This window comes from Pseudomonas sp. LRF_L74, assembly GCF_965644255.1.
Classification (GTDB): domain Bacteria; phylum Pseudomonadota; class Gammaproteobacteria; order Pseudomonadales; family Pseudomonadaceae; genus Aquipseudomonas.
Genome location: NZ_CBFFRH010000016.1, coordinates 1 through 19,527 on the forward strand (window position 1 = coordinate 1; position 19,527 = coordinate 19,527).

General features: G+C 56.2%; 22 protein-coding genes. 12 read left to right on the forward strand and 10 right to left on the reverse strand.

Translation table 11 applies throughout. The features are described from left to right. Positions 1 to 47 precede the first annotated feature (47 nt). From ACSZPK_RS25540 to ACSZPK_RS25550, 3 genes are all read left to right on the forward strand, one after another. Positions 48 to 1,895 carry an AAA family ATPase gene (locus ACSZPK_RS25540; RefSeq protein ID WP_437884431.1) on the forward strand — a complete coding sequence of 616 codons (1,848 nt, stop codon included), beginning with the start codon at positions 48 to 50 and terminating at the stop codon, positions 1,893 to 1,895. 167 nt (positions 1,896 to 2,062) lie between these two features. After that, positions 2,063 to 2,386, forward strand: coding sequence for a Pepco domain-containing protein (locus tag ACSZPK_RS25545; RefSeq protein ID WP_437884432.1), 324 nt, complete (start codon positions 2,063 to 2,065; stop codon positions 2,384 to 2,386). Beyond that, positions 2,383 to 3,675, forward strand: a complete 1,293-nt coding sequence (locus tag ACSZPK_RS25550; RefSeq protein ID WP_437884433.1) for a hypothetical protein — start codon at positions 2,383 to 2,385, stop codon at positions 3,673 to 3,675. Before ACSZPK_RS25545 ends, ACSZPK_RS25550 begins: the two co-directional genes overlap by 4 nt. Here the strand turns inward: ACSZPK_RS25550 and ACSZPK_RS25555 are convergent. Further along, a complete protein-coding gene (locus ACSZPK_RS25555; RefSeq protein ID WP_437884434.1) occupies positions 3,644 to 4,366 on the reverse strand; it encodes a DUF2726 domain-containing protein in 723 nt (240 codons plus the stop codon). The genes ACSZPK_RS25550 and ACSZPK_RS25555 overlap by 32 nt on opposite strands. A 411-nt stretch (positions 4,367 to 4,777) precedes the next feature. Here ACSZPK_RS25555 and ACSZPK_RS25560 point away from each other — a divergent pair, with 411 nt between their 5' ends. Further along, entirely contained in the window at positions 4,778 to 5,011 is a 234-nt protein-coding gene (locus ACSZPK_RS25560) for a type II toxin-antitoxin system ParD family antitoxin (protein ID WP_437884435.1), read from the forward strand. 114 nt (positions 5,012 to 5,125) lie between these two features. Then, on the forward strand, positions 5,126 to 5,371 hold the full coding sequence (locus ACSZPK_RS25565) for a type II toxin-antitoxin system Phd/YefM family antitoxin (RefSeq protein WP_437884436.1): 246 nt from the start codon (positions 5,126 to 5,128) through the stop codon (positions 5,369 to 5,371). 70 nt (positions 5,372 to 5,441) lie between these two features. Here the strand turns inward: ACSZPK_RS25565 and ACSZPK_RS25570 are convergent, their stop codons facing one another. Beyond that, entirely contained in the window at positions 5,442 to 8,171 is a 2,730-nt protein-coding gene (locus ACSZPK_RS25570) for an AAA domain-containing protein (protein WP_437884437.1), read from the reverse strand. A 310-nt stretch (positions 8,172 to 8,481) separates the two neighbouring features. On the opposite strand from ACSZPK_RS25570, the gene ACSZPK_RS25575 reads away from it, so the two are divergent. Further along, positions 8,482 to 8,889, forward strand: coding sequence for an S-adenosylhomocysteine hydrolase (locus tag ACSZPK_RS25575; RefSeq protein ID WP_437884438.1), 408 nt, complete (start codon positions 8,482 to 8,484; stop codon positions 8,887 to 8,889). A 242-nt stretch (positions 8,890 to 9,131) separates the two neighbouring features. Here the strand turns inward: ACSZPK_RS25575 and ACSZPK_RS25580 are convergent, their stop codons facing one another. Next, a complete protein-coding gene (locus ACSZPK_RS25580; protein ID WP_437884439.1) occupies positions 9,132 to 9,803 on the reverse strand; it encodes a hypothetical protein in 672 nt (223 codons plus the stop codon). A gap of 167 nt (positions 9,804 to 9,970) precedes the next feature. On the opposite strand from ACSZPK_RS25580, the gene ACSZPK_RS25585 reads away from it, so the two are divergent. The 5 genes from ACSZPK_RS25585 (at position 9,971) to ACSZPK_RS25605 (ending at position 13,583) form a co-directional block, all read left to right on the forward strand. After that, entirely contained in the window at positions 9,971 to 11,389 is a 1,419-nt protein-coding gene (locus ACSZPK_RS25585) for a hypothetical protein (RefSeq protein WP_437884440.1), read from the forward strand. 47 nt (positions 11,390 to 11,436) lie between these two features. Beyond that, a complete protein-coding gene (locus tag ACSZPK_RS25590; protein ID WP_437884441.1) occupies positions 11,437 to 11,667 on the forward strand; it encodes a helix-turn-helix transcriptional regulator in 231 nt (76 codons plus the stop codon). A 335-nt stretch (positions 11,668 to 12,002) separates the two neighbouring features. After that, a complete protein-coding gene (locus ACSZPK_RS25595) occupies positions 12,003 to 12,950 on the forward strand; it encodes a YagK/YfjJ domain-containing protein (RefSeq protein WP_437884442.1) in 948 nt (315 codons plus the stop codon). Positions 12,951 to 13,066: 116 nt separating this feature from the next. Continuing rightward, positions 13,067 to 13,312 carry a type II toxin-antitoxin system Phd/YefM family antitoxin gene (locus ACSZPK_RS25600; protein WP_437884443.1) on the forward strand — a complete coding sequence of 82 codons (246 nt, stop codon included), beginning with the start codon at positions 13,067 to 13,069 and terminating at the stop codon, positions 13,310 to 13,312. Further along, positions 13,302 to 13,583, forward strand: coding sequence for a type II toxin-antitoxin system RelE family toxin (locus tag ACSZPK_RS25605; RefSeq protein WP_437884444.1), 282 nt, complete (start codon positions 13,302 to 13,304; stop codon positions 13,581 to 13,583). The genes ACSZPK_RS25600 and ACSZPK_RS25605 overlap by 11 nt, the downstream gene beginning before the upstream one ends. Here the strand turns inward: ACSZPK_RS25605 and ACSZPK_RS25610 are convergent. From ACSZPK_RS25610 to ACSZPK_RS25630, 5 genes are all read right to left on the reverse strand, one after another. Further along, on the reverse strand, positions 13,580 to 14,440 hold the full coding sequence (locus tag ACSZPK_RS25610; protein ID WP_437884445.1) for an alpha/beta hydrolase: 861 nt from the start codon (positions 14,438 to 14,440) through the stop codon (positions 13,580 to 13,582). The two genes, ACSZPK_RS25605 and ACSZPK_RS25610, sit on opposite strands and share 4 nt — an antisense overlap. Next, positions 14,440 to 16,998: an autotransporter domain-containing protein gene (locus ACSZPK_RS25615; RefSeq protein WP_437884446.1), complete on the reverse strand. Its 2,559-nt coding sequence runs from the start codon at positions 16,996 to 16,998 to the stop codon at positions 14,440 to 14,442. Before ACSZPK_RS25615 ends, ACSZPK_RS25610 begins: the two co-directional genes overlap by 1 nt. Positions 16,999 to 17,198: 200 nt before the next feature. Further along, complete coding sequence (locus ACSZPK_RS25620; protein ID WP_437884447.1) at positions 17,199 to 17,462, reverse strand: hypothetical protein; 264 nt, start codon at positions 17,460 to 17,462, stop codon at positions 17,199 to 17,201. 13 nt (positions 17,463 to 17,475) lie between these two features. Further along, positions 17,476 to 17,835 (reverse strand): hypothetical protein, encoded by a 360-nt coding sequence (locus ACSZPK_RS25625; RefSeq protein WP_437884448.1) that lies wholly within the window; start codon positions 17,833 to 17,835, stop codon positions 17,476 to 17,478. Between the two features lie 30 nt (positions 17,836 to 17,865). After that, positions 17,866 to 18,312, reverse strand: coding sequence for a hypothetical protein (locus ACSZPK_RS25630; protein WP_437884449.1), 447 nt, complete (start codon positions 18,310 to 18,312; stop codon positions 17,866 to 17,868). A gap of 124 nt (positions 18,313 to 18,436) precedes the next feature. Between ACSZPK_RS25630 and ACSZPK_RS25635 the strand changes: the two genes are divergently transcribed. Beyond that, the gene (locus ACSZPK_RS25635) at positions 18,437 to 18,682 is read left to right on the forward strand and encodes a helix-turn-helix domain-containing protein (protein ID WP_437884450.1); all 246 of its coding nucleotides are present in this window, start codon (positions 18,437 to 18,439) and stop codon (positions 18,680 to 18,682) included. Positions 18,683 to 18,689: 7 nt separating this feature from the next. Here the strand turns inward: ACSZPK_RS25635 and ACSZPK_RS25640 are convergent, their stop codons facing one another. Both ACSZPK_RS25640 and ACSZPK_RS25645 read right to left on the reverse strand, forming a co-directional pair. Then, positions 18,690 to 19,238 carry a hypothetical protein gene (locus ACSZPK_RS25640; protein ID WP_437884451.1) on the reverse strand — a complete coding sequence of 183 codons (549 nt, stop codon included), beginning with the start codon at positions 19,236 to 19,238 and terminating at the stop codon, positions 18,690 to 18,692. A gap of 92 nt (positions 19,239 to 19,330) precedes the next feature. Then, complete coding sequence (locus tag ACSZPK_RS25645; RefSeq protein WP_437884452.1) at positions 19,331 to 19,516, reverse strand: hypothetical protein; 186 nt, start codon at positions 19,514 to 19,516, stop codon at positions 19,331 to 19,333. Positions 19,517 to 19,527: the final 11 nt, after the last annotated feature.

Sequence of the window (19,527 nt, forward strand, 5' to 3'; positions counted from 1 at the left end):
ATCGACTGCCTGCTTTCAAAATCGGCGAAGGCTGAACTTGGCGGGAAATGCCGGGCTATTTCAGACCATCCCTAAAGAAACTGGCCGATCAGCGGCAAGTCGAGGTGGATGCTGGTAAGGCCCTAGCTGCGACCCAAAAAGCGAACAGAGAAACGTTTCTAGATGATCTATGGGTCTTGAGAAAGCAGCACGATAGCTCAGATTTGAAGTTCTGTTTCACAGCCTTAAATACTAAGGAGCGCTTGGCGGAAAAGGTCGAAAGCCTGAACCTAGAGCCTGTGTCAGATACATTCGAGACATTAGCTCTGGAGGCAGGTGAGCTACAGTCTGCAAGTGATCAAGAGCGCCCAGTTCTTCCCTCATTCAGTTTTCCGGAGCGGGATGTTGAGCTCAGCCCATTGTTAGAGGAGGCTATAAGTGGCTCTAATAATTCTTACCTCAGCGAAATAATCAACGACCTTGGGAACTCCGACTGGATAAAACAGGCCTTTAGTTTCGTTGATAAAAATGACGATACGTGCCCTTTTTGCCAGCAGAAGCTCCAGGCTGATTTCTACGAAGAGCTCGGCAAAGTTTTCGATCAGACCTACCAGAGAAGAATGGAGGATCTGGTTGCGTTGAAAGAGAGGTATGAAGCAGGTGCAGCCCGGCTGAAGGCACAGTACCTACGACCTGATTATCAAATGCCAGAGTTCGCGACAAGCATCGCCGCACTTGGGGTGCTGCTGCTGAAAAATTGCCGTTTGCTAGCTGAAAAGCTTGCTACCCCCTCAGTCCCAGTCGCCTTAGAGGCGTCGACCGAAATAATGGATAGCCTGAACTCTTTAGTGAAGGTTGAGCAGGATAAGACCACCGCCTTCAATCTCAAGGTAAAAGACAAAAAGACTCACCTAGAGAAGATCAAGTCTCGATTCTGGAATTGTTTCAGAGTTGCGAGTGACTCCATGCTTTCTAGAGCCAAAGCAGTGCGGGACGACCTCGATACACAGCTTAAAGCTAAGCGTCAGGCAATTGAATTGATCAAAAGCCAAGCTCAAGAACAGAAGAAAATTATCACTGAGAACAGGGCAAAGATAACCAATATTGACCAGTCGATAGACAGCATCAACGCGTCGCTCAGTACGCTGGGTCTCAAAGGTTTCTTGGTGGTGCGGGAGGAAGGCGATTTGCCCCGTTACCGCTTGGAAAGACCGGTTCAGCAGCAGGGCGTCTTCAAGACCCTGAGCGAGGGCGAGAAGACGTTGATTTCGTTCCTGTACTTTCTAGAGGTTTGCAATGGAGACCTCGATAGCAAGAGCGGTAAGCTCAAGACAAATCGCGTCATCGTTATTGATGATCCAATCTCCAGCCTGTCGCACAACTATGTTTACGATATCGCATCGTTGATCTATCGGAGGGTGTTAAGCCCAAAGGATCGGTTCAAGCAGGTTTTCATCCTGACCCACAATCTTTTTTTCTTTCATGAGATGCTCAAGCATCTGAAGAAGGCTGATGATTGTTCGTTATTCAGAATCACCAAGGCGCAATACAGTAGTGTCGTCCCAATGAAGGCAACTGATGTGCAGAACGATTACCAATCCTTCTGGCAGGCGATTAAAGACGCCCAGGCAGGTCGAACCTCAGTATCTGTCATCCCCAACATGATGCGGAACATCCTCGAGCACTATTTCAATTTTGTGCATAGGCAGGATGAGCTCGCAAAGGCATTGCAGGAGTTGGCTGAGGAGGATATTGAGTTCAAGGCGCTTTATCGCTATGTCAATCGTGAATCGCACTCCGATGCCATAAATCTTACAGATTTTGGTGAGATCGAGCCTGGTCATTATGTTGAACGATTCAGGCAGGTGTTCGTACGCACTGGTTTTGAGCAGCACTACGAGAAGATGATGGCTTAAGCGAGCAGGGTTCAGATTTATCTACCTACTTCCACTTTTGGCCGAGAGCAGACATAAACGTGGATTGTATTGGCGAAAAAAGCGTTTACGCGAGATCCGCTCGCCGCGACATAAAGTCAAAGCACTACTATAAACCTCCCACTTTGCATCAATATCAGGAAAGTATTATGACTAGCGGATTAGGCACCATCGAAGTTTGGGATATCGAAACGGCTGAAACAGCAACGCGCAACGCTTTACCTTCTCTGGGACGGCAGAGGACCAGTACTACCGAAGTGGACCTAGAAACCCTGAGTGAAAACTTAAAAGCAGTGCTTTCCCGGTTCCAAGCGGTACTGGACGAACAGCCGGTAGCGAAGGCCGGATACTGCGTCGATGAAATTGAGGTGTCGCTCGGCGTCACTGCTAAAGGTAGTATCGCGCTGATCGGAAAACTTGAGGCTGGCATGCAAGCAGGTATCAAGGTGAAGTTCAAGCGAACTAAGCAATGACACCCAAGGAATACATCGAATCCATGACGGCAAGCGTGAGTCGTCGCGTCTATACAGAGAACGATATTCCGTCTGACGTTGTCAGGGCTTGTCAGGCTGCAGGAATGAAACTGTCCGATCTGCTCGTCGAGATTAATGAGCAGAATTGGGCAAGATTTCTGGTCAGCTACTTGAGCCCACGGCTTCATCCAGCGCTTATTTCGCTATTGGAATCCGACACTATCGCGATAGGTACAATCGACAATCCTTTCCCTAATACCAGCATCACTAGCTTGAAGGACGGCTACGCCATCCTTTTCAGCACGGGCATGAGAGAGTTCGTGTACAGGCTGGCACGGATTATGGCGACTCGCTTCACGATCGCCGAGCAAGCTGTTGGAATGGAGTTGCACGAAACTGCCAGGCTGGTGGCAGAAGTGTTCTGGTGGTTTCAGGAAACGAACGTTGCCCATGGCCCCAGCTATGCGATCAACGATGCGCAGCTACAGGTAGCAAACACGCTGGCTATGGAGGCTGAGGCGTTTCTGCTATGCCACGAAATCGGGCATATCGCCTCGGATACGCCAGGCATGCTGGAAGAGCTGTTGGATGACATGTATGGGGTGGAGCTTGCAGCGCACCTCGACGAGTATATCGCCGATTTTTTTGGATCGATGTTTGTATTGGGGGCGAGAGAAGATGATGACTCTTCAACCGACCCCATAGACCTGAAATTCAGGTACGCCGGTATCGAATTCGTGCTACAGATTTATCAATGCCTTGAGAAAATCGGAATCGATTTTAGCGATAGCCATCCCCCGGCTGCCGACCGATTGGTTTATATCCGTAACGCTATTCGCCGTCGCTGTGTTGATAACGAGTCTTGGCTTGGCTTATCGACAATTGCTGTTGGCATCGAAAGCATTTTCAACAATATCCTGGCGATCCTCAACTCCCCGCAAGAGCATGCGCAGTATTATGAGCGCATGGCCACAGAGTTGCTTGACGACTTGGATCGCGCTCTCGATGAGTGCTCAGGGGGTATGGTGCCCGATTACGCAAACTTTCACCCTCGTGCCGGCGAAATATTTGATCGAGGATATCCGGAGCAAGTAATTGAGCGTGTAGCTCAAGTGGCTGCAGACTTTTTTGCCGACGTGTACACCGAAGGTCAAGAGGGCTCAGGACAAAAAACGGAGCAGTGGGTGCGTTTTCAGCAATTCAAACTGCTTCTATCATTTGTTCGGGATATGCATAATGGCCCTGTTAGGGCACAATTTATGGCTGCTCTAGGCTGGCCTGAGGGGTAGAAAGCTGACGCATCACTTCACGCACCAGTTTTTCAAACTCTTCGACCGACGAGGCCCTAGCATTCAAGAGTCGGACGCGAATGAGCTTGGTGTTTGCAGCTCGGAAAACAGAGTCCTTTAGCTGGTCATTGGCCTGGGCCTTAGTCTCATCATGGAAGCTGCTGTCCAGCTCAATGAAGTATCTAGGCTCATGCCCACTACTCACATCAAACACCACACTGTCAATGATGGTCTGGAAGAAGTATGACTTAGACTTTTCGGACAACTGATCTTTGATGTCCGGGTAATTCAATACACTACTCAAGGCGACGTTAGGGTAGAAGTGATAGGTCGGAAAAAACCGAGGTATCACCTCATAGAAGTTTTCTTGCTGCTTAGATTTGAAGAGGTGAATGGTTTTTGCCTTGCCGGTCCCCACTTCTGGCTTTGTCTGCAAAAGACTGGATGATCTGCTTGGCCAGGGGCGGTGTTGATACGACTGGGCGTAGTTGAGGAGTGCAGAGTGCTTGGTTTCTTGCATCAGCTTCAGTCGCTCATCCACAAAACGATCCACGAAGCCCTGGCTAAAACCGTGCTGACCTAGTGCGATGATCAAGTTAGTGAACTCAAACTGCTTTGCGCGCTGAGCAGCCTGCAAAGGCTCTGCGAAGGTAAAGAGCTCAGCCTCAAAGAACGTAGTGACCTGGGCCAAGAAGGGGGCTTGCGTCCTGGCTTTCTTGTTCTTGTAAATGATTTTATCGCCTCCCAGTCTTTTTGGGCCAGCAGTGTGTACAGCTGCTCTTTGTCTTCCACACCAGCGCTCCGCCCTTAATCCTGATCGGTGCGCCTAGGATAGAACCGAAGTGGATGTGCCGACAAACGCACAGAGTTGAGGCATGGCAAGTCGTTTGGTTTCAGTGCGAAGCAAATGGGGACGAATTCACTTTCCCTACTCGAAACGTCGCCTCTGGCCGGTTGCGGCCGGTGGCGAGCTGCAGCTCTGGGTCGATCTCTGCTTATTACGGCTGTTTCTTATTGTCGCAATTCGACACTGTGTTGTGACCTGGCGAGGCAGAGCAAGAGCTGTATACTTTGGCAAGTTTTGTCAAAGGCGGACGAGACCATGAGTACCATGAACATCTCCCTACCGGATGCCCTCAAGAGCTTCGTCGATGACCAAGTCAGCCAGCGAGGCTACAGCACCAGCAGCGAATATGTGCGGGAGCTGATTCGCAAGGATCAGGATCGGCAGCACCTGCGTGGTCTGCTGCTGGCTGGGGCTGAATCGGCCCCCACTGCTCCTGTGGATGGCGACTACTTCGAATCCTTGCGCGTCAGGGTTCGAAAGTCTCTATGATGATGGTCAAGCCTGTCACTCCATTGATACTTGTCAGCCGGGGGAGGCGCTGTTAATTCTCCACGCAGCCTTGATATGAAGTGATCAGCGTTCGGCTATAAAAAGGGCTTTATTGTGCAAAATGTCTTAGCCAACGTTATGGTCAGTATTTCAGAGTTCAAGAAGGATCCGTCAGCAGTCATCGCTGAAGCAGATGGTACGCCAGTGGCCATTCTCAACCATAACCGTGTGATGGGCTACTTAGTGCCTGCCAGGCTATACGAGCAAATTATGGAGCGCCTGGAAGACTTGGACTTGATTGACGTGATCAAGGCACGCTCTGGCGAGCAGGGCATTCCAGTGAGTCTGGATGACTTATAAAGCTTGAACTCCTGCCCTGCCGGATCACCGACTTCCTTTTTGGAAGAATCATCCCCTAGCGAGGCCCTCTTTAGACAGCTCCCGCCTCATAAGCTGGTGTCGCGCTGGCCCACTGGGCGATGAACTCGCCGATTCTCTCCTCGATGCGGCTCTCGACCGTGCGTAGACGCAGGATGGGAATACGACTCTTCGCCAGGATGTCATTCTTTAACGCGTCCCGCGCTGCCTGATCGGGTCGATCATGGGTGCCGCCATCAACTTCGATCACTCCTACTGGCGTCTTGCCCACTTTGAAATAGATCACGAAGTCGCAACTGGCGCGCTTCATGAAGGTTCGCTCGGGTTGCGTTAAATCCGGGTTGCTCGGTGATGCGACCTGATCCAGCTTGACCTGGTCGTGATACATCAACGCCTGACACGATGGATCGGACAGCGTCTCGCGCAGCAGCTGCGCCACGATCTGCTCGGACTTGTAGCGTGAATCCTTGGGCCGCAAGCGGGCGTTCAAGCGCGCCAGGGATTGGTCGTACTCGCGATACAGCAGGTCGAAAGCCGATACCACGGGCGCGAGTACGACCTGTTCGTCCTGCGCGTAATAGGTGACGTAGCGCATCAGCGCCGCGATGTGGCGGTTATTAGCGGTGAACACCTCGTCGCCCGTAACCAGGGTGAAGCGGTGTTTGGCCCGCGATACTGCCACGTTGATCATGCGTGGGTCATCGACGAAGTCCAGGCGCTTGCGCTCCTGGTTGTAGCGTTTATTGTCCAATACGGTGGAGAAGACGATCTCGTCGCACTCCCGGCCCTGGAACTTGTGCACGGTGTCCTTGGCGAAATCCGCTGGCAGGCGCGTGCCGGAGAGGTTGACCTGGTCGCGGAACGGCGCGATGAACCCGCGTCCGTCGCCATCCACGCCGATTGGCTCGCCCTCGTCGTCGAGCAGCTTGAGCAGGGAGTCCAGCTCGCGCAAGTTGCTGTTCTGGCGGGTGTGATTGCCCTTGGCGGTCACCACCAGGCGCAGCGGCGCTTCGCCCTTATCCTCGGTCATGGGCACCAGCGCGTTGTCGTAGAATTGCTGGTTGCAGAACTGGATGATCCTCGGATGGCAGCGGTAATGCTCTTTCAGCAGGGTTCTGGGCAGCGCCCCCTTGAATACGCCGATGCACGAATCGAGCAGGCTGTAGCGCTCGCAATCGTAGGCCTCGGCGGGCGCCTGTAGGCCTAGCTTCACGGGAATGTGCGCCAACTGGCGGTTGTCGCCGACGACGATCAGGTTCTTCGCGCAGCCCAGCGCCAGAATGCCCGGCACGATGTCCTGCAACGAGGCCTCGTCGATGATCACGTAGTCGAGGATCGCTCCCGGCGCGATCGAGTTGACGATGGAGTGCGTGCCGCTGCCCAGGATCGGAAAACGCTGCACGAAGGCATCGAACTGTTGCGGATGCCGGTACGTCTGGGCATCGAAGTTGTCCGACGGTCGTGCCTGACGTTGCAGATGCTGCTTCAGGTGGCGCATCGACGCCGTCCTCAACACCTCCAGGGAGGCTTCGAAGTTCCCGCGCGCCAACGATTCGCGGCACGCCTGCAACTCCGCGTCCTTGTCTCGCAGCGCCTCGTCGTAATAGTGCATCTGCAGGGCATGGAAAACGGCCAGGCGCGCATTGCCTTGGGCAAACGGCTTGGCGCGGAAGATCCTGAAGTTGAAAAGTAGCTCGATGCGATCCTTGAGGCGGATGCGCTGCTCACCCAGATAGCTTAGGTAGGCCATCAGGTCAGCGGTCTTGCGCGGCGACAGTCCGTATCTGTCCAGTGAGGCGGCGGTTTGCACGCCGCTTTCTGCCTGCCATTGCTGCAGGTAGCGTCGCTCGATGGTCAGCTCATCGAGTTCGACCTGCAGTTGAGCCGCCCGATTTTGATCGTGCAAGTGCTGCTTCACGCGGGCCAGCAGGGCCTGAATCTCGTCCAGCGTCGGTGCGGGCTCGGGCTCGCTCAATGGCCAGGGCGGCAGGTCGGCGAAGAAGTCCTTGCGGTTGTCCTGGTTGCCGAGCTTGGCAATCAGGTGGCCCAGGCCGCATTTCTCCAGCTTCTCGTAGACGTTTTCCACCGCCGCATTGTTGTTGGACAGCACCGCTACCGTCTTTCCATGCAGCAGGATATTGGCGAGGATGTTGAGGATGGTCTGGGTCTTACCGGTTCCCGGTGGGCCCTCGATTACGCTGACCTGCGCACGGAACGCTTGCTCGACTGCCGCGAGCTGGCTCTCGTTCAGACCAAACGGATAGATCAGCCCCTGGCCCGGCGCCAGCGTACCGTTGCGCCCGGTGCAGTAGGCCTGCATGGCGGTATCGGCACTGGCAGGCAATTTTTCCAGTTGGCGCACGACATTGGCGGCGATCTCACGGTCGGTTTTCGAAGTGGCGCTATCCTGCCGGGCATTCGCCACGGCCGAGAAGTAGTGGAAGACTGGCGTGTCCTTCATCGCCGTCGGCGCGGCCAAGCCGATGCTGTCCATTTTGTAGAGATAGGGCTTGTCAGCGCCTGGGTAGAACACGACTGCATATCGCTCGCCGTAAATCGTTGCCTTAGCGATTGGCGTGATGATCGTGCTACCGGGTTTAGTCAGCAACAGCTCGCCCAGCTCGCGGGTGGGTGAAATAACGCACTCGTTGAGTGCGTGTGCGTCCTTCCTCCCATTTTTGTAAGAGCACTTCAGTTGCAGGCCTTCGTGCTTGTCGTTCCAGATCGACCATTTGGTGATCTCGGTGGTCTTGTCCTCACCACACACCTGAATCGAAACCATACATCCCTTATCCGTATGCATACGACATCCTGCCGCGCCTCACGCCGAACATCGAATGCCGACATTTCTCCAATTGGGATCATCTTGCCATCGTTGCGTGCATGATCGATAGCATGGCTCATGCGACTGGTGATGGTCAGTCTGCCCGCGGTCGCTGACAATCAACAACTGATCGAATCCTCTGCAGGAGCGATGGTACTCAAGTGGCATCTTGAGTGGCGTACTCTGCTACGTCATGAGCATGATTTTTGATAAAAATCCTTTTATAAACAAAATATTATCTGTTTTGTATGGATAGGTGAGAAACAGCATGGTTGTCGAGGAACGCTTGAAAAGGGCTATCGCGTTGCGCAAGGACGATGTGTTCCTGCGTTCCGAGTTCGCTCGCTTTGGCAGCCCAGCCCAGCTCTCCCGAGCCTTGAGGCAGCTCATTGCTGAAGGTGTGCTGGTTAAGCTCGGGCTGGGTGTGTTTGCCAAAGCTAAGCCCAGTGCGTTGACCGGCAACCCCATCCCTGCACAACCCCTCGTGGTGTTGGCGCCGCTGGTTCTGCAAAAACTTGGGGTCAAGGTAAAGACTTCAAGGTTAGTGGGGGATTACAACTCGGGTACTTCTCAGCAATTGGCTGCGGGCATTGTGCTGGACATCGGATGCCGCCGGATTACTCGCAAGCTGGGCTTCGGCAAGCAGACGGTAGCTTATGAAAGCCATCACGCCTGACCAGTTCGAACTGATCGAGGCGGTATTGGCGAACTCGATGTCGGCCTGCTGGCTGCCAGCATCCTGGAGAAGGATATCCACGTCACGGATGCCTTGCGCACCTTGCTGGGCATGGAGTGTCCCGTAAACCATCTGGTGTTCTGCGGTGGTAACCGCGACGACCACCCGAAGAACTTCATCCTGAATTTGAAATCAGGGCTCGGTCACTACGGGGCGTTACGTGGGCGTGGATACCTCGGCTGTCATACCCTCGCCTGGAGAAAGTCCCACCTGGCCACAGCGGTTTTGATGGCTTTCTTGACGGCATTGGTCTTTTCCTTCGCTGTATCGGCCAGCATGGCTTGATCGACGCTGATATCGGGATGCTCCGCCCCAAGAGCCAGTTCCCAGATGGAGAGGCGTGTCGCGAGCATCTGGATTTGCCTCATCGCTTCGTGGTGTTTGACCCTGAGTAGCTCGATGCGCTGCTTCGCTCGCTTGCGCTCAAGCTCGCGCGCTTTCTCAAGCCGTTGTTCCCGCTGCCAGTGTTCCTCAATCAGCCTCTCGGACTGATTGAGGGCTTCGTCAACGAGGTCGCTCTCGCTCTTGCCCAGCCTTTCTGCATTTTTGCGCAGGGCCTTCTTGGTGTTGGTTGGTAGGGCAAAGGTGCAGATTATCTTGTCCTTCTCAGATGAACGATACCTGTGCTGGCGCAGGGCATTTCTGAGGCGCTTTATAAAGTCACGACCGCACTCAGTCCTTGTGAGGTGTCGAATGATCTCCTCGATGACCTCATGGCTGGGCTCTCTGTTCTTGAGGATATTTCTGATGTCCTCGGCAATCGCCGGGATGGCGTTACCCTCTATGTAGTCGCACACCCACTGCCATTCGGCGTTCTCTTTTTTCAGCCAGCGAATCTTGTCTGCTGTAGGCACGGTAGCTCTCCGTTTCCCCATGAAAGCGCCACTCAGAGGCGTGAGCGGTTTTCGGGATGCTCTGGTTTCGTAATCTGTTACGCGTGTATGTTATCAGTAACATAATAAATAGAGATAAGATTAATTTCAGGGTGTAAAATACCTGCTTTGGAATTTGTGGGGGCACGATGACTTTGCATTTTGAAAGCTTTCTAGGTGCGATTGACGCGTGCGGCCCGGACGCCCGTTTCCTGCTGGAGGTGATTGCTACCGAGGCGGAGCACAGGCGTGAGACATGGCGAGAGTTCGGCGTGAAGTCGTTTGCGAAGCACCTACATCTGGATGAGAGCGTTGTCTCCGCCGCGTTGAGCGAGTTGGTCGCCGCTGGCACCTTGGAACGTCTTGTCGCGACTCGAGTCGGGCGTGGAGGGCGGGCTGCCGTTACCTACAAACTGTCTCAGGGTAATGAGGCTGAATTACGGTTCCGCTCGTATCCCCTGCATGCAGAGTTGTTGCAGGCACTGTTCTCAGGAGCGGACATGGCGTTTGCTGTGCTCGGAAGCGAACTGGGCAGGGCAGGCAAACCGGAAGAGTCAGATGAGCCAGGTGAGGAGGGGGGCGCTGCAAAACCGAAGTCGAGAAAGCGACCGCCTCCCGGTGGCCGCGGGCGGCTGAGCATTCGCAATCGCTTGCTTTTGGCGGTTTTGCTTTCGCGCTCGGATCGGTTCGGTGAAGTCCAGATCAGCCTCTCAGAGCTTGCCCTATGCGCAGGGATGCCTGCCGAGCGGGTGAAGAATCGGTTAGCACGGCTGATGGCTGTGGGGCTGATTCGGCGATGCGTGCCAGGCCTTTCGAGCTTAATCTTTAAAGCGGGTAGGATCAGTAGCACCTACTTCTTGAACCTTGAAATTTTCGGAGCGGGAGGCGCTGTTGCAGTTCATGTGGATTTTTACCGAGAGGAAAAACGGCATACCCACATGGATCTCTTATGTGGGAGCGTTTCTCATTTTTCTAAGACGGGACGTTTCAGGAACTCAAAAGCGCCTAAGAGCGTTCTGATCTTTTTGAGAGGAGAACGCCCGGAAGTTTTCCCTCTTCTGCAGCACCTGCTCAATGGATATGCCTCTCAGCTTCTTTCACGTCACTGGGACGCTTTAGGCTCTGAAGTCTTGGTTGAAGATCCTGAGGTGGTGTGTCTCATCGGGTCTTGCTTTAGGTGTCCCTCTTCAGAGTTGGTGCCTGGCGGGAGTTTTAATGAGGTTTGCGAGTATTTCTACTCGCTAGCTATCGATGTTGCCCGAGAGTACCGAGGCCGGTTTGGTCAGGCGAACTGGGTCGACTTCGCCTCGGTTGATATTCGCATTCTGCCAGCCGTCGAGAATCGTGGATACGAAGCTATCACCGTCCTACTTCGATCTGCCCCTCGAAGGCTAGGGACTGTTGCCATTTCACATGGGCTAGGAAAATTCATCGCTTTTGACGATGTGGGCTTGGATTGTGTGACGATTTGCCCTGAGAGGAGTGAAGCCGATCTGAGTTTGCAGAGGCGCTGGGAGTATGGGCTGATCACGTTGCCGGACAAGGTGACGAAGGCTTGGGCGCAGTAAAAAAAACTCTGCATGCAGATCCTCTGAGCTAACAGAGGAGCCTGCTCATGAGGATCATCCGCCTGAAAGAAGTCATCGATTCGACCGGCCTGGCCCGGTCGACCATCTACAAGTACATCGGGGAAGGCACCTTTCCCAAGCCAGTCTCTCTGGGGGAGCGTTGCGTCGCCTGGGTCGAAAGCGAGGTGCAAGACTGGATTCTGGCAAGGATCGAGGAGCGCGATCTGGCTGAGGGTGCTGCGGTACGCTCCACCGGCCACCTGAGTATGGCTAGCTAGAAACGATCATTTGCGCCATGACTGGCTAAGGCTGGTCATGGCGCTTATGCCGCCTGGGGGGAGGCGTTCTCAGCTAACTCTCTTAAGCTGCGATTGGGTGAATCTCTCAGTTGACTCGGCAATGTTGCTTCCCATTGCCTGGTCAGCCTGGGGATGGCCAATGGGGGCTGGAGCGGGATCTAGTTATATAGCTCTAGACTATCAATCTCTACCTATCCAATAACCAATTCACTGATAGCTACATCACCACCACTTCCTGTCGATGGAGTAAGTCATCGGTTAATAAATACACAGCCGGTACTTGGTATGCGATACCGCTAACCAGGTACACAACCATGACCAGACGAAACAGCAACACCCTTCAATCCCAGTCCGATACCGCTATCCAGATTGAGCGCCTTATAAACGCCATTCAGCGTACCGATAGACAAGCCTACCGAATCACATGCTCGAAGCATGGAGAAGAGCGGGTCAGTGAGACCAGGCTGTCGAAATACTTCGATGGAGTCATGCAGATGATCGCGTTGTTCGAAGGGGATGTGGACTACCAGTACAACTGGCACCTGAGCCTTTTCCAGGAAGCCTGTCAGTCCATTGGGATAGAGCGCAGCCCTTTTGGTATTACCTGTTTGAGCGGGGATGAAACGCGTTACCTGAGTACCCGCGAGACGCTGAACGAGTTGACCAAGGCCATCCGCGCTCGCCTTACCCAAAAGCGATATACCCGCCAGGAGCACGACCAGCGCTACCAGGCGACTCGGCAAGAGATCACGGTCGGTCGCTACGTTGATGCTGTGCTGGATCGCTACGCCCGCACCTGCGTGGTCAGGGTTGATCTGTATTATCGGTCAGAGGCTCAAGCGAGGCTGCGTGTGGAGCATGTCTTCGCTGATCTGGACAGGCTGATGGTCGAACGCATGCGCAACCCGATTTTCGAGCATCTAACGGGCTACATCTGTGCAGTGGAGCAAGGGGCGAGCCGGGGCTACCACATCCATGCCGCTTTCTTCTTCAACGGCGCCGAGGTACGCGGCGACCTCTACAAGGCCCAGCAGATCGGCGAGTTGTGGGAGCACATCACTTGTGGCCAGGGATGCTTTCATAGCTGCAACCATGACAAGGCACGCTATGGGGAGCAGTGCGGGGTCGGCACTCTTCGCCGAAATGATCGAAAGGCTCGCGCCAACGTCCACCAAGCCATGCGCTATTTGGTCAAGGATGATCAGCGGCTGCTGCTGAGACCGCAGCGGGCAAGGTGCCTGCGTAAGGGGCAGATTTTCTGATGGGCGTTGTTGCCACGTATTTTCCATACTGGGCAATGCGGTGAGCTGCCCAGTATGGATGCTTGCCTGAGTCGTCTTTTATGACCAAAATAAAGACCAAATTAGAGGGTCTTTATATGCAAAGTATTTTCGCCGACATCGCAGTCAGCGTGTCCGAACTGAAGAAGAATCCATCCGGGGTCATGGCTAATGCGGACGGAATGCCGGTCGCGGTGCTCAACCACAATCGTGTCATGGGCTACATGGTTCCGGCCGAGTTGTACGAGTCGATGATGGAGCGCCTGGAAGACCTGGAACTGGTCGAGATCGCCAAGGCTCGCGCTGGGGAGAAAGCCATCCCGGTGAGCCTGGATGACCTATAAGCTGGAGTTCCTGCCTTCCGCCCTGAAGGAGTGGGAGAAGCTTGGTCATACGGTGCGCGAGCAGATCAAGAAGAAGCTCAGGGAGCGTTTGGAGATGCCTCGCGTGCAGGCCGACGCACTGCGCGACCTGCCGGGTCACTACAAGATCAAGCTGAAGGCTTCCGGTTACCGTCTGGTCTATCGCGTCGAGGATGAGCGGGTGGTCGTGGTGGTGGTTTCAGTGGGCAAGCGCGAACGAGGCGAGGTCTATCAATCGGCCAAGAAGCGCTAAAAAGGACACCCGGCGCTCATGGACGGTCGAGAGCTCCATTGCTTCCAGGCGGTCTCCCATTCCTCGTCGTGGCTTGCTTTCGGTATCCGGATAATCTGCAAGCAGGAGGGCTCGATGAGTCCCTGCCGGTATAGCTCAGCCAGCCGTGCCGGTACGACACGGTCTTGTTCTCCAAGCAAGTGGCGTTGGGGCAGTGCCGCGAGTCGATCTCGGTAATCCAGGGGATCCAGCGAGCCACTGAGTGGCGAAAGTCCCTGCATCTGCGCCCATAGCCGCGGGCTGAGATTGCCGGCGATGGTCTGGACGAGGCTGACGTCATCCCGTTGTGCCGCCAGCAGCAGTGCCAGTGCCGCGCCTCCCGAATAGCCCACCAGCTCGAATTCCCGGTTGCCATGGCGCTGCTTCAACTGATCCAGCGCCTGGCTGAGGCTGGTGATCACCTCCTGGGAAAAACGCCGATGGGTCCAGTGGGTAGGTTGGCAGGCTGGTGCCATGACGAACTGACAGGGCCGCGCCAGGTAGGCATTCGGCGTCGGGTCGTCCACGGCCAGCCGCGCCACCAGCAGGTTGTGTGGACTCGGGTCCAGGCTCGGCTGCGTCGCCGTCGCCCAGGCATGGCCATCGCCTTCCAGGTAGACGCGCAGGCGAGCGGGGTTCGTGGTGCCTTGTGGTGCCAGCACGGCCAGCGGGAACGGCTGCCCCGACAGGATCTCCAACTGCCGCCCATGCGCATCCGCCAACTGCTGCAACGCCTCACGGGGCGACTGGCAGCCGGCGAGCAAGGCGCCGGCCAGCAGCGCCATCAGGATTCGAAAGAAACCGGCCCACAGCCGTGGGCCGGAAAGGTAGTGGCTCATCAGAAGTCGTAACGGACCTTGGCAGTGAAGGTATCGGCGTTGAAGTCGGTCTTGCCGGTGTAGTCGTAGCTGACCCCAACCGTGACCGCGCCCAGATGGTAATCCGCACCGATGCCGGCTTCGTAGCTGTTGCGTACGGCCTTGGCACCTTGGCTGACGAAGGGCGTGCCACCCAGCGTGAAGGTCGAAGTGCTCTTGGCTTCGTCGGCAGCAAAGTCATGGTAGGCCATCAGCTTGGCCTGTGGCTGCAGGTTGCCATTGCCGACCAGGAAGTTGCCTGCCACCCGAAGGCCAGCACCGATCTCTGCCACCTCGTAACGCTGGCTATCCACCTTGAGCGCCGCCGACGAGTCTTTCTCGCGGTAGCTTTCGATATCGACACGGGCATAGCGGGCGGCCAGGCGGGGTTCGATCAGTACCTGGTCGTTCAGACGGTAGGTGTAGCCACCCACTACGTTGGCGCCCAGGACCTGGCTATCGTAGCTCCCCTTGGCGGTGGTGCCGGCGATACGGCGCTTGCTCTCGTTGTCGTTGATCCCATAGCTCAGATTGGCGTCAACGAAGTAGTTGCCCTGCTCGAAGCCGCTGTACAGGGTGAGGGCATTGCCGTCGACCTCCGTGGTGTTGCCGTTGTCGCTGTTCACGCCGGTATGCAGAAAGCTGTAGGCCAGACCCAGGGTCAACTGGTCACTGAGCTGGCCATCGGCGCCGATGGCGATGCCGCGGCTATAGGCATTGAAGCCGGCCACGCCGTCACGCAGGTCCTGGTTGGCATCGCTGTACAAGGCCTGGGCCCAGATGCCGGTGTGCTGCAGGACATCGCCCGAGGACGCGCCGCGCAGGCTGCCGGTGCGATTGCCGGTGACGTTGCTGACCAGCGTCTGGCCACTGGTGGCGGCTTGCGTCGCGCCGCCGTTCACTTCCGGTGCGAGCTGCTCGGTGAGTGTCTTCAGGGCTGCAGAATCCTGCGAGGCATTCACGTAGGCCAGGAAGAGCGGATCGTTGGGATTGTTTTGCGCCAGGCCCGTGACGACCTGGCTGAATGCTGCGCCAGCATGCTGTGCGTTGGCCGAGCCGCCGATCTGACCGATGACGTCACCGACTTCCTCTTGGCCCTTGGTGCTGACCGTGGCGATGATCCGGTTGTCGTCCGTAGCGTAGGTGTCGACATTCAGCAGGACCGAACTGCTGCTCACTGTCACACCTTCATCCAGCAGAGTGCCGGCCTGGACCAGGGTATAGCTGGCGCCCACAGCCTTGAAGTCGTCGCCCTGGGCCGTCAGTTGAATCTGCGAGCCCGCGGCGAATTGCGCCGTGCCGGAGACGCTGACCACGGCCGTGCTGGAGTCCGTGGCCGTGCTCAGGTTGAGCCCCAGCGACGAGTTGCCTGCTACAGCGAGATTGCCGTCGATGGTGGTGTGTGGTTGCTCGAATGTCAGGTGCGCCGGTGTGGCGTTGGCATCGCTGCCGACATCGATCCAGCCCGAGTCCTTCAGGCGGATGTTGACGCCGTCGACGCTGGCGTCGGTGCCACTGAAGGTCACGTCGCCATTGATCGCGATAGCGGACAGGCCGATCAGGTTGCCGTCGATGTTGCCAGCGTCCCAGACCAGGTTCACATCGCCACTGGCCTGTGAGGCATCGATGGCTTCGTCCCCGGCAATCAGGTCGCCGCTGTTCTGAATGACCAGGCTATTGCTGGCATTCGCGCCGTCGATATCGAAAGCACCGATCTCGATGGCGGTATCGTCAGCCTGGATCGTGCCCGTATTGAGCACCTGGACCAGCGCATCGGCAAAGCTCACGCCATCGAGACGCAGCGCGGTTGCATCATCGCCGCTGGCCAGGATGCTACCGTGGTTCTCGATTCCGCCGAGATCCACCCGATCCGGACCATCAATGTCATAGGTGGCGAGAACTGCCGTCGAGCCAGTGCCGCTGACCTGGATCAGGCCGTTGTTGATCAGCTTGCCAACGATGGTGCCGCCCTTGAGCTGGATGCCTGTAGCCTCTTCGCCATCGGCGAGAATCTTGCCGCTCGCAGCATTGACCAGGTCGCCCTGCAACACTGACTGGCCAGCGAACTTGAGGCCACGGATGCCGTCACCCTCAAGCACACCGCCAGCCACCTGCAGGGTGCCTTCATTGATCAGGTTGCCGTGGATGGTGGCCGGGTCGATCAGCAGGCCAGTGACGCCCGCGCCGTTCACCGTGATGCTGCCTGTGTTCTGCAGGTTACCGAACACCTCGGTCGGCGAGCCGATGGACGAGGGATTGTCATCGTCTCCGGCGTAAGACAGGTCGACGCCGTTGAGGTCATCGCCAGTGGCTTGTATCTGAGCGTTGAGCACCAGGTCGTGGTTGAAGGTGTCGCTGTAGAACTGGACCGGTTGCACGTTCTGATTGCTGAAACTGCCGGTGACTTCGGTGGTGTCGGTGTAGGTGTTGCCTTCGCTGTCCAGACCGCTATTGGTCAGCGTCAGAGCATGAGCTGCGAGAGGCAGAGTACTGGCGGAAATCGCCAGGGCGAGCAGGGTCTTGCGGTATGTGGGGTTCATGGAATTCCAGTCCTTGAAGGTGTGTGACAGGGGTTTCTCTTGGGGAGTTGGCGAAGGGGGGGCTCAGGTTTCAAAAACAAAAGAGCCCCTCTCCTGCACACGGCCAGTCATGGCCGTGTGCAGGTTGGTTATGTTCAGGACGTGATGCTTGTTAGCTGGTGCTCACTGTTCCGCGTTGATCGGGAACGGCATTGTTGCTGTCACTGCTCCGCTATACAGGCTTTTGCATACGTGATGCTGTCCTGCATGAAGTTCGACACCAGCGGGCCTCGCCCTGCCTGGATCTGCTTCAACTGCTCGGTCGAATAGGTCTCTTCCAACTTGTCGTAGACGCATGTGCAAATCGGCTTGGGAGAGCCGCCTTGTATACAGCCTGAGAGAAACTCTCCACGCAGCTTGGACTTGTCATCCGAGCAGCCCGCCAGAATCAGCAGGCTCAACAGCAGATAGAACGTGTTCTTCATTTGTCTGTCTTCCTTATCGCAGTACCAGGGAGCAGCCGAGGCCGATCCCGACAACCAGGCCAATGACCTGTGGGCCGATCATCCAGAACACTTTCAGCCAGATCAGGTGAAGCGCGCCGCCGTTGGTGTAGATCGCATCGGGTTGGGCAAACTTGCGGATGGCGTTGCCGAGCAGCGCGCCGATCCAGCCTGTGACCAGGCCAACGAGTCCGGCCAGCAGCTTCAGCATGAAGCTGGCGCCCAGCACCATGGCTGAGGTGTTGACGGTAAGAAAAATGATGGTGAGGACGAGCGACGCGACGCCCCAGCCGACCACCTCCAGACTGACGGATGGGCCATCCAGCCCTTCCGTCGATTCGTGTTCTTGCTCCATTGCGTCCTCTCTATAGTCGTGTGAGTCGGGTTACCAGGCGCTGCGGCAGAGGTTCTGCTGACTGTCCAAGGGCTGAAGAACCTGCGAGAGGTTCTGGGTCGGGAGCTTCACCGTTCTGCCGTTTGCGCTGAGCTGCAGGTTGTTGGCCTTGCGCAGCGCCGCCCAGAAGCTGGGGAAGCTCGCTCCACAGGCGTGACAGTTGGTGTAGAAGGGATTGCTGAAGGTGGTGCCGTCTATGATGACGTCGAAGCCGTTCCCTTCGGAGGAGTAGTCCTCTCCGGCGATGGTGGCGTAGGCGCTAACCGGGCTTTCGTCATCGTCCGGGCAGGAGATGTTCAGTTGGTTGCCGTTGCCGTCATCGACCAGGTGTTCCTCGACCCCCTGGGTGTAGCCGGTAGTCCATTCGTAGGTGCCGGCGTGTGCGGCATTAGCGGTTATCCAGCCCAGTAGCGGGAGCAGGATCAGTTTCTTGGGCATTGTGCTTTTTCCTTGTGCTGAGAGCTTGTTGATGGGCAGCGATGCCGATCAGGCGTGTCGGTCCTTAAAAGATGGGTCGTAAATGCCGTGGTCGTTTTGCCATCATAACGGGACGATTTTTGTCATGGCAAGAATCTCCGCATATCAGGACAAAGACCGCGATCTCGTGAAGCTGGGAACAGCGATACGGGCTCGCCGTACGGCGCTGGAGTTTTCGCAAGAGGCGCTGGCAGATGCCGCCTCGATAGATCGATCTCACATGGGCAAAATCGAACGAGGTGAACGCAACGTCACCTTCCTCAACATTTGCCGAATTGCGGCGGCCATCGGGTGTAAGCCCTCCGACCTGTTGGTGGATGCGGGGTTATGACGGTGGATTACTCGACGTGCTGGAAGCAGGGCAAGCCGTCCAGCAGTGCGGCATCCGGATCGAACAGCAAGAAGCGCACATCGGCCTGCCCGGCCAGGTGCAGGATCTCCACGAACTCAGGGGCCAGCCCGAACTCCAGTTGCCGCTGACGCAGTGCTGCCGGGCTGGTGTTGAGCAGGTCCAGATGCTTCTGCGTCCAGGGCGTGTTGCGCAGCTTGCAGCCAATCACGCTCTGGGCCGTCGTCTCGAAGAACTCCAGTTGTGGTTCGGGCAATTCGGTCGGCATGAGAAACAACCGATTCACCACCTCTTCAGGCAGATGGCCGGTGCTGATTTCCCAGCACCGACTGAATTGGCCGGTCTCGAAACGCAGACGCTGTACGATGTGTTGGGCTTGTTCCAGCGTGGGCTGCACGCCGAGCACAAGCGACTGCCCCTGGTCTTGGGCATGAATCACGTAGGACACCTCGCGCAATGAGCTGCCAGGTTGCAACTCATGCACGATCAGTTGAATCGACAGTTTGTCGAAACCACGCAAGAAGGGATTTGCAGACATAGAGACTCCGAACCGATGCGTGACCGCATCGGGCGATAGCGAAGTTGGAATAGAAAGTTACCGGAGCCCTTTGGGCTCCTGTTTATGTTGTCTCAGGTGCGGCGGTAGAGGCTGATGCCGGCCCGGCCAATGAAACGCTGGAACAGCAGTGCCAGCAGCACGGCAATCGGCAGCAGCGGGAAGCGCACCATCAGTATCACCAGCAGCAGAATTGCCAGACAGCCGGCGAGTAGGCCGAAGAACATAAAAGCCGCAGCCAAGATCCGTAGTAACGTCATCTGCGTTTCTC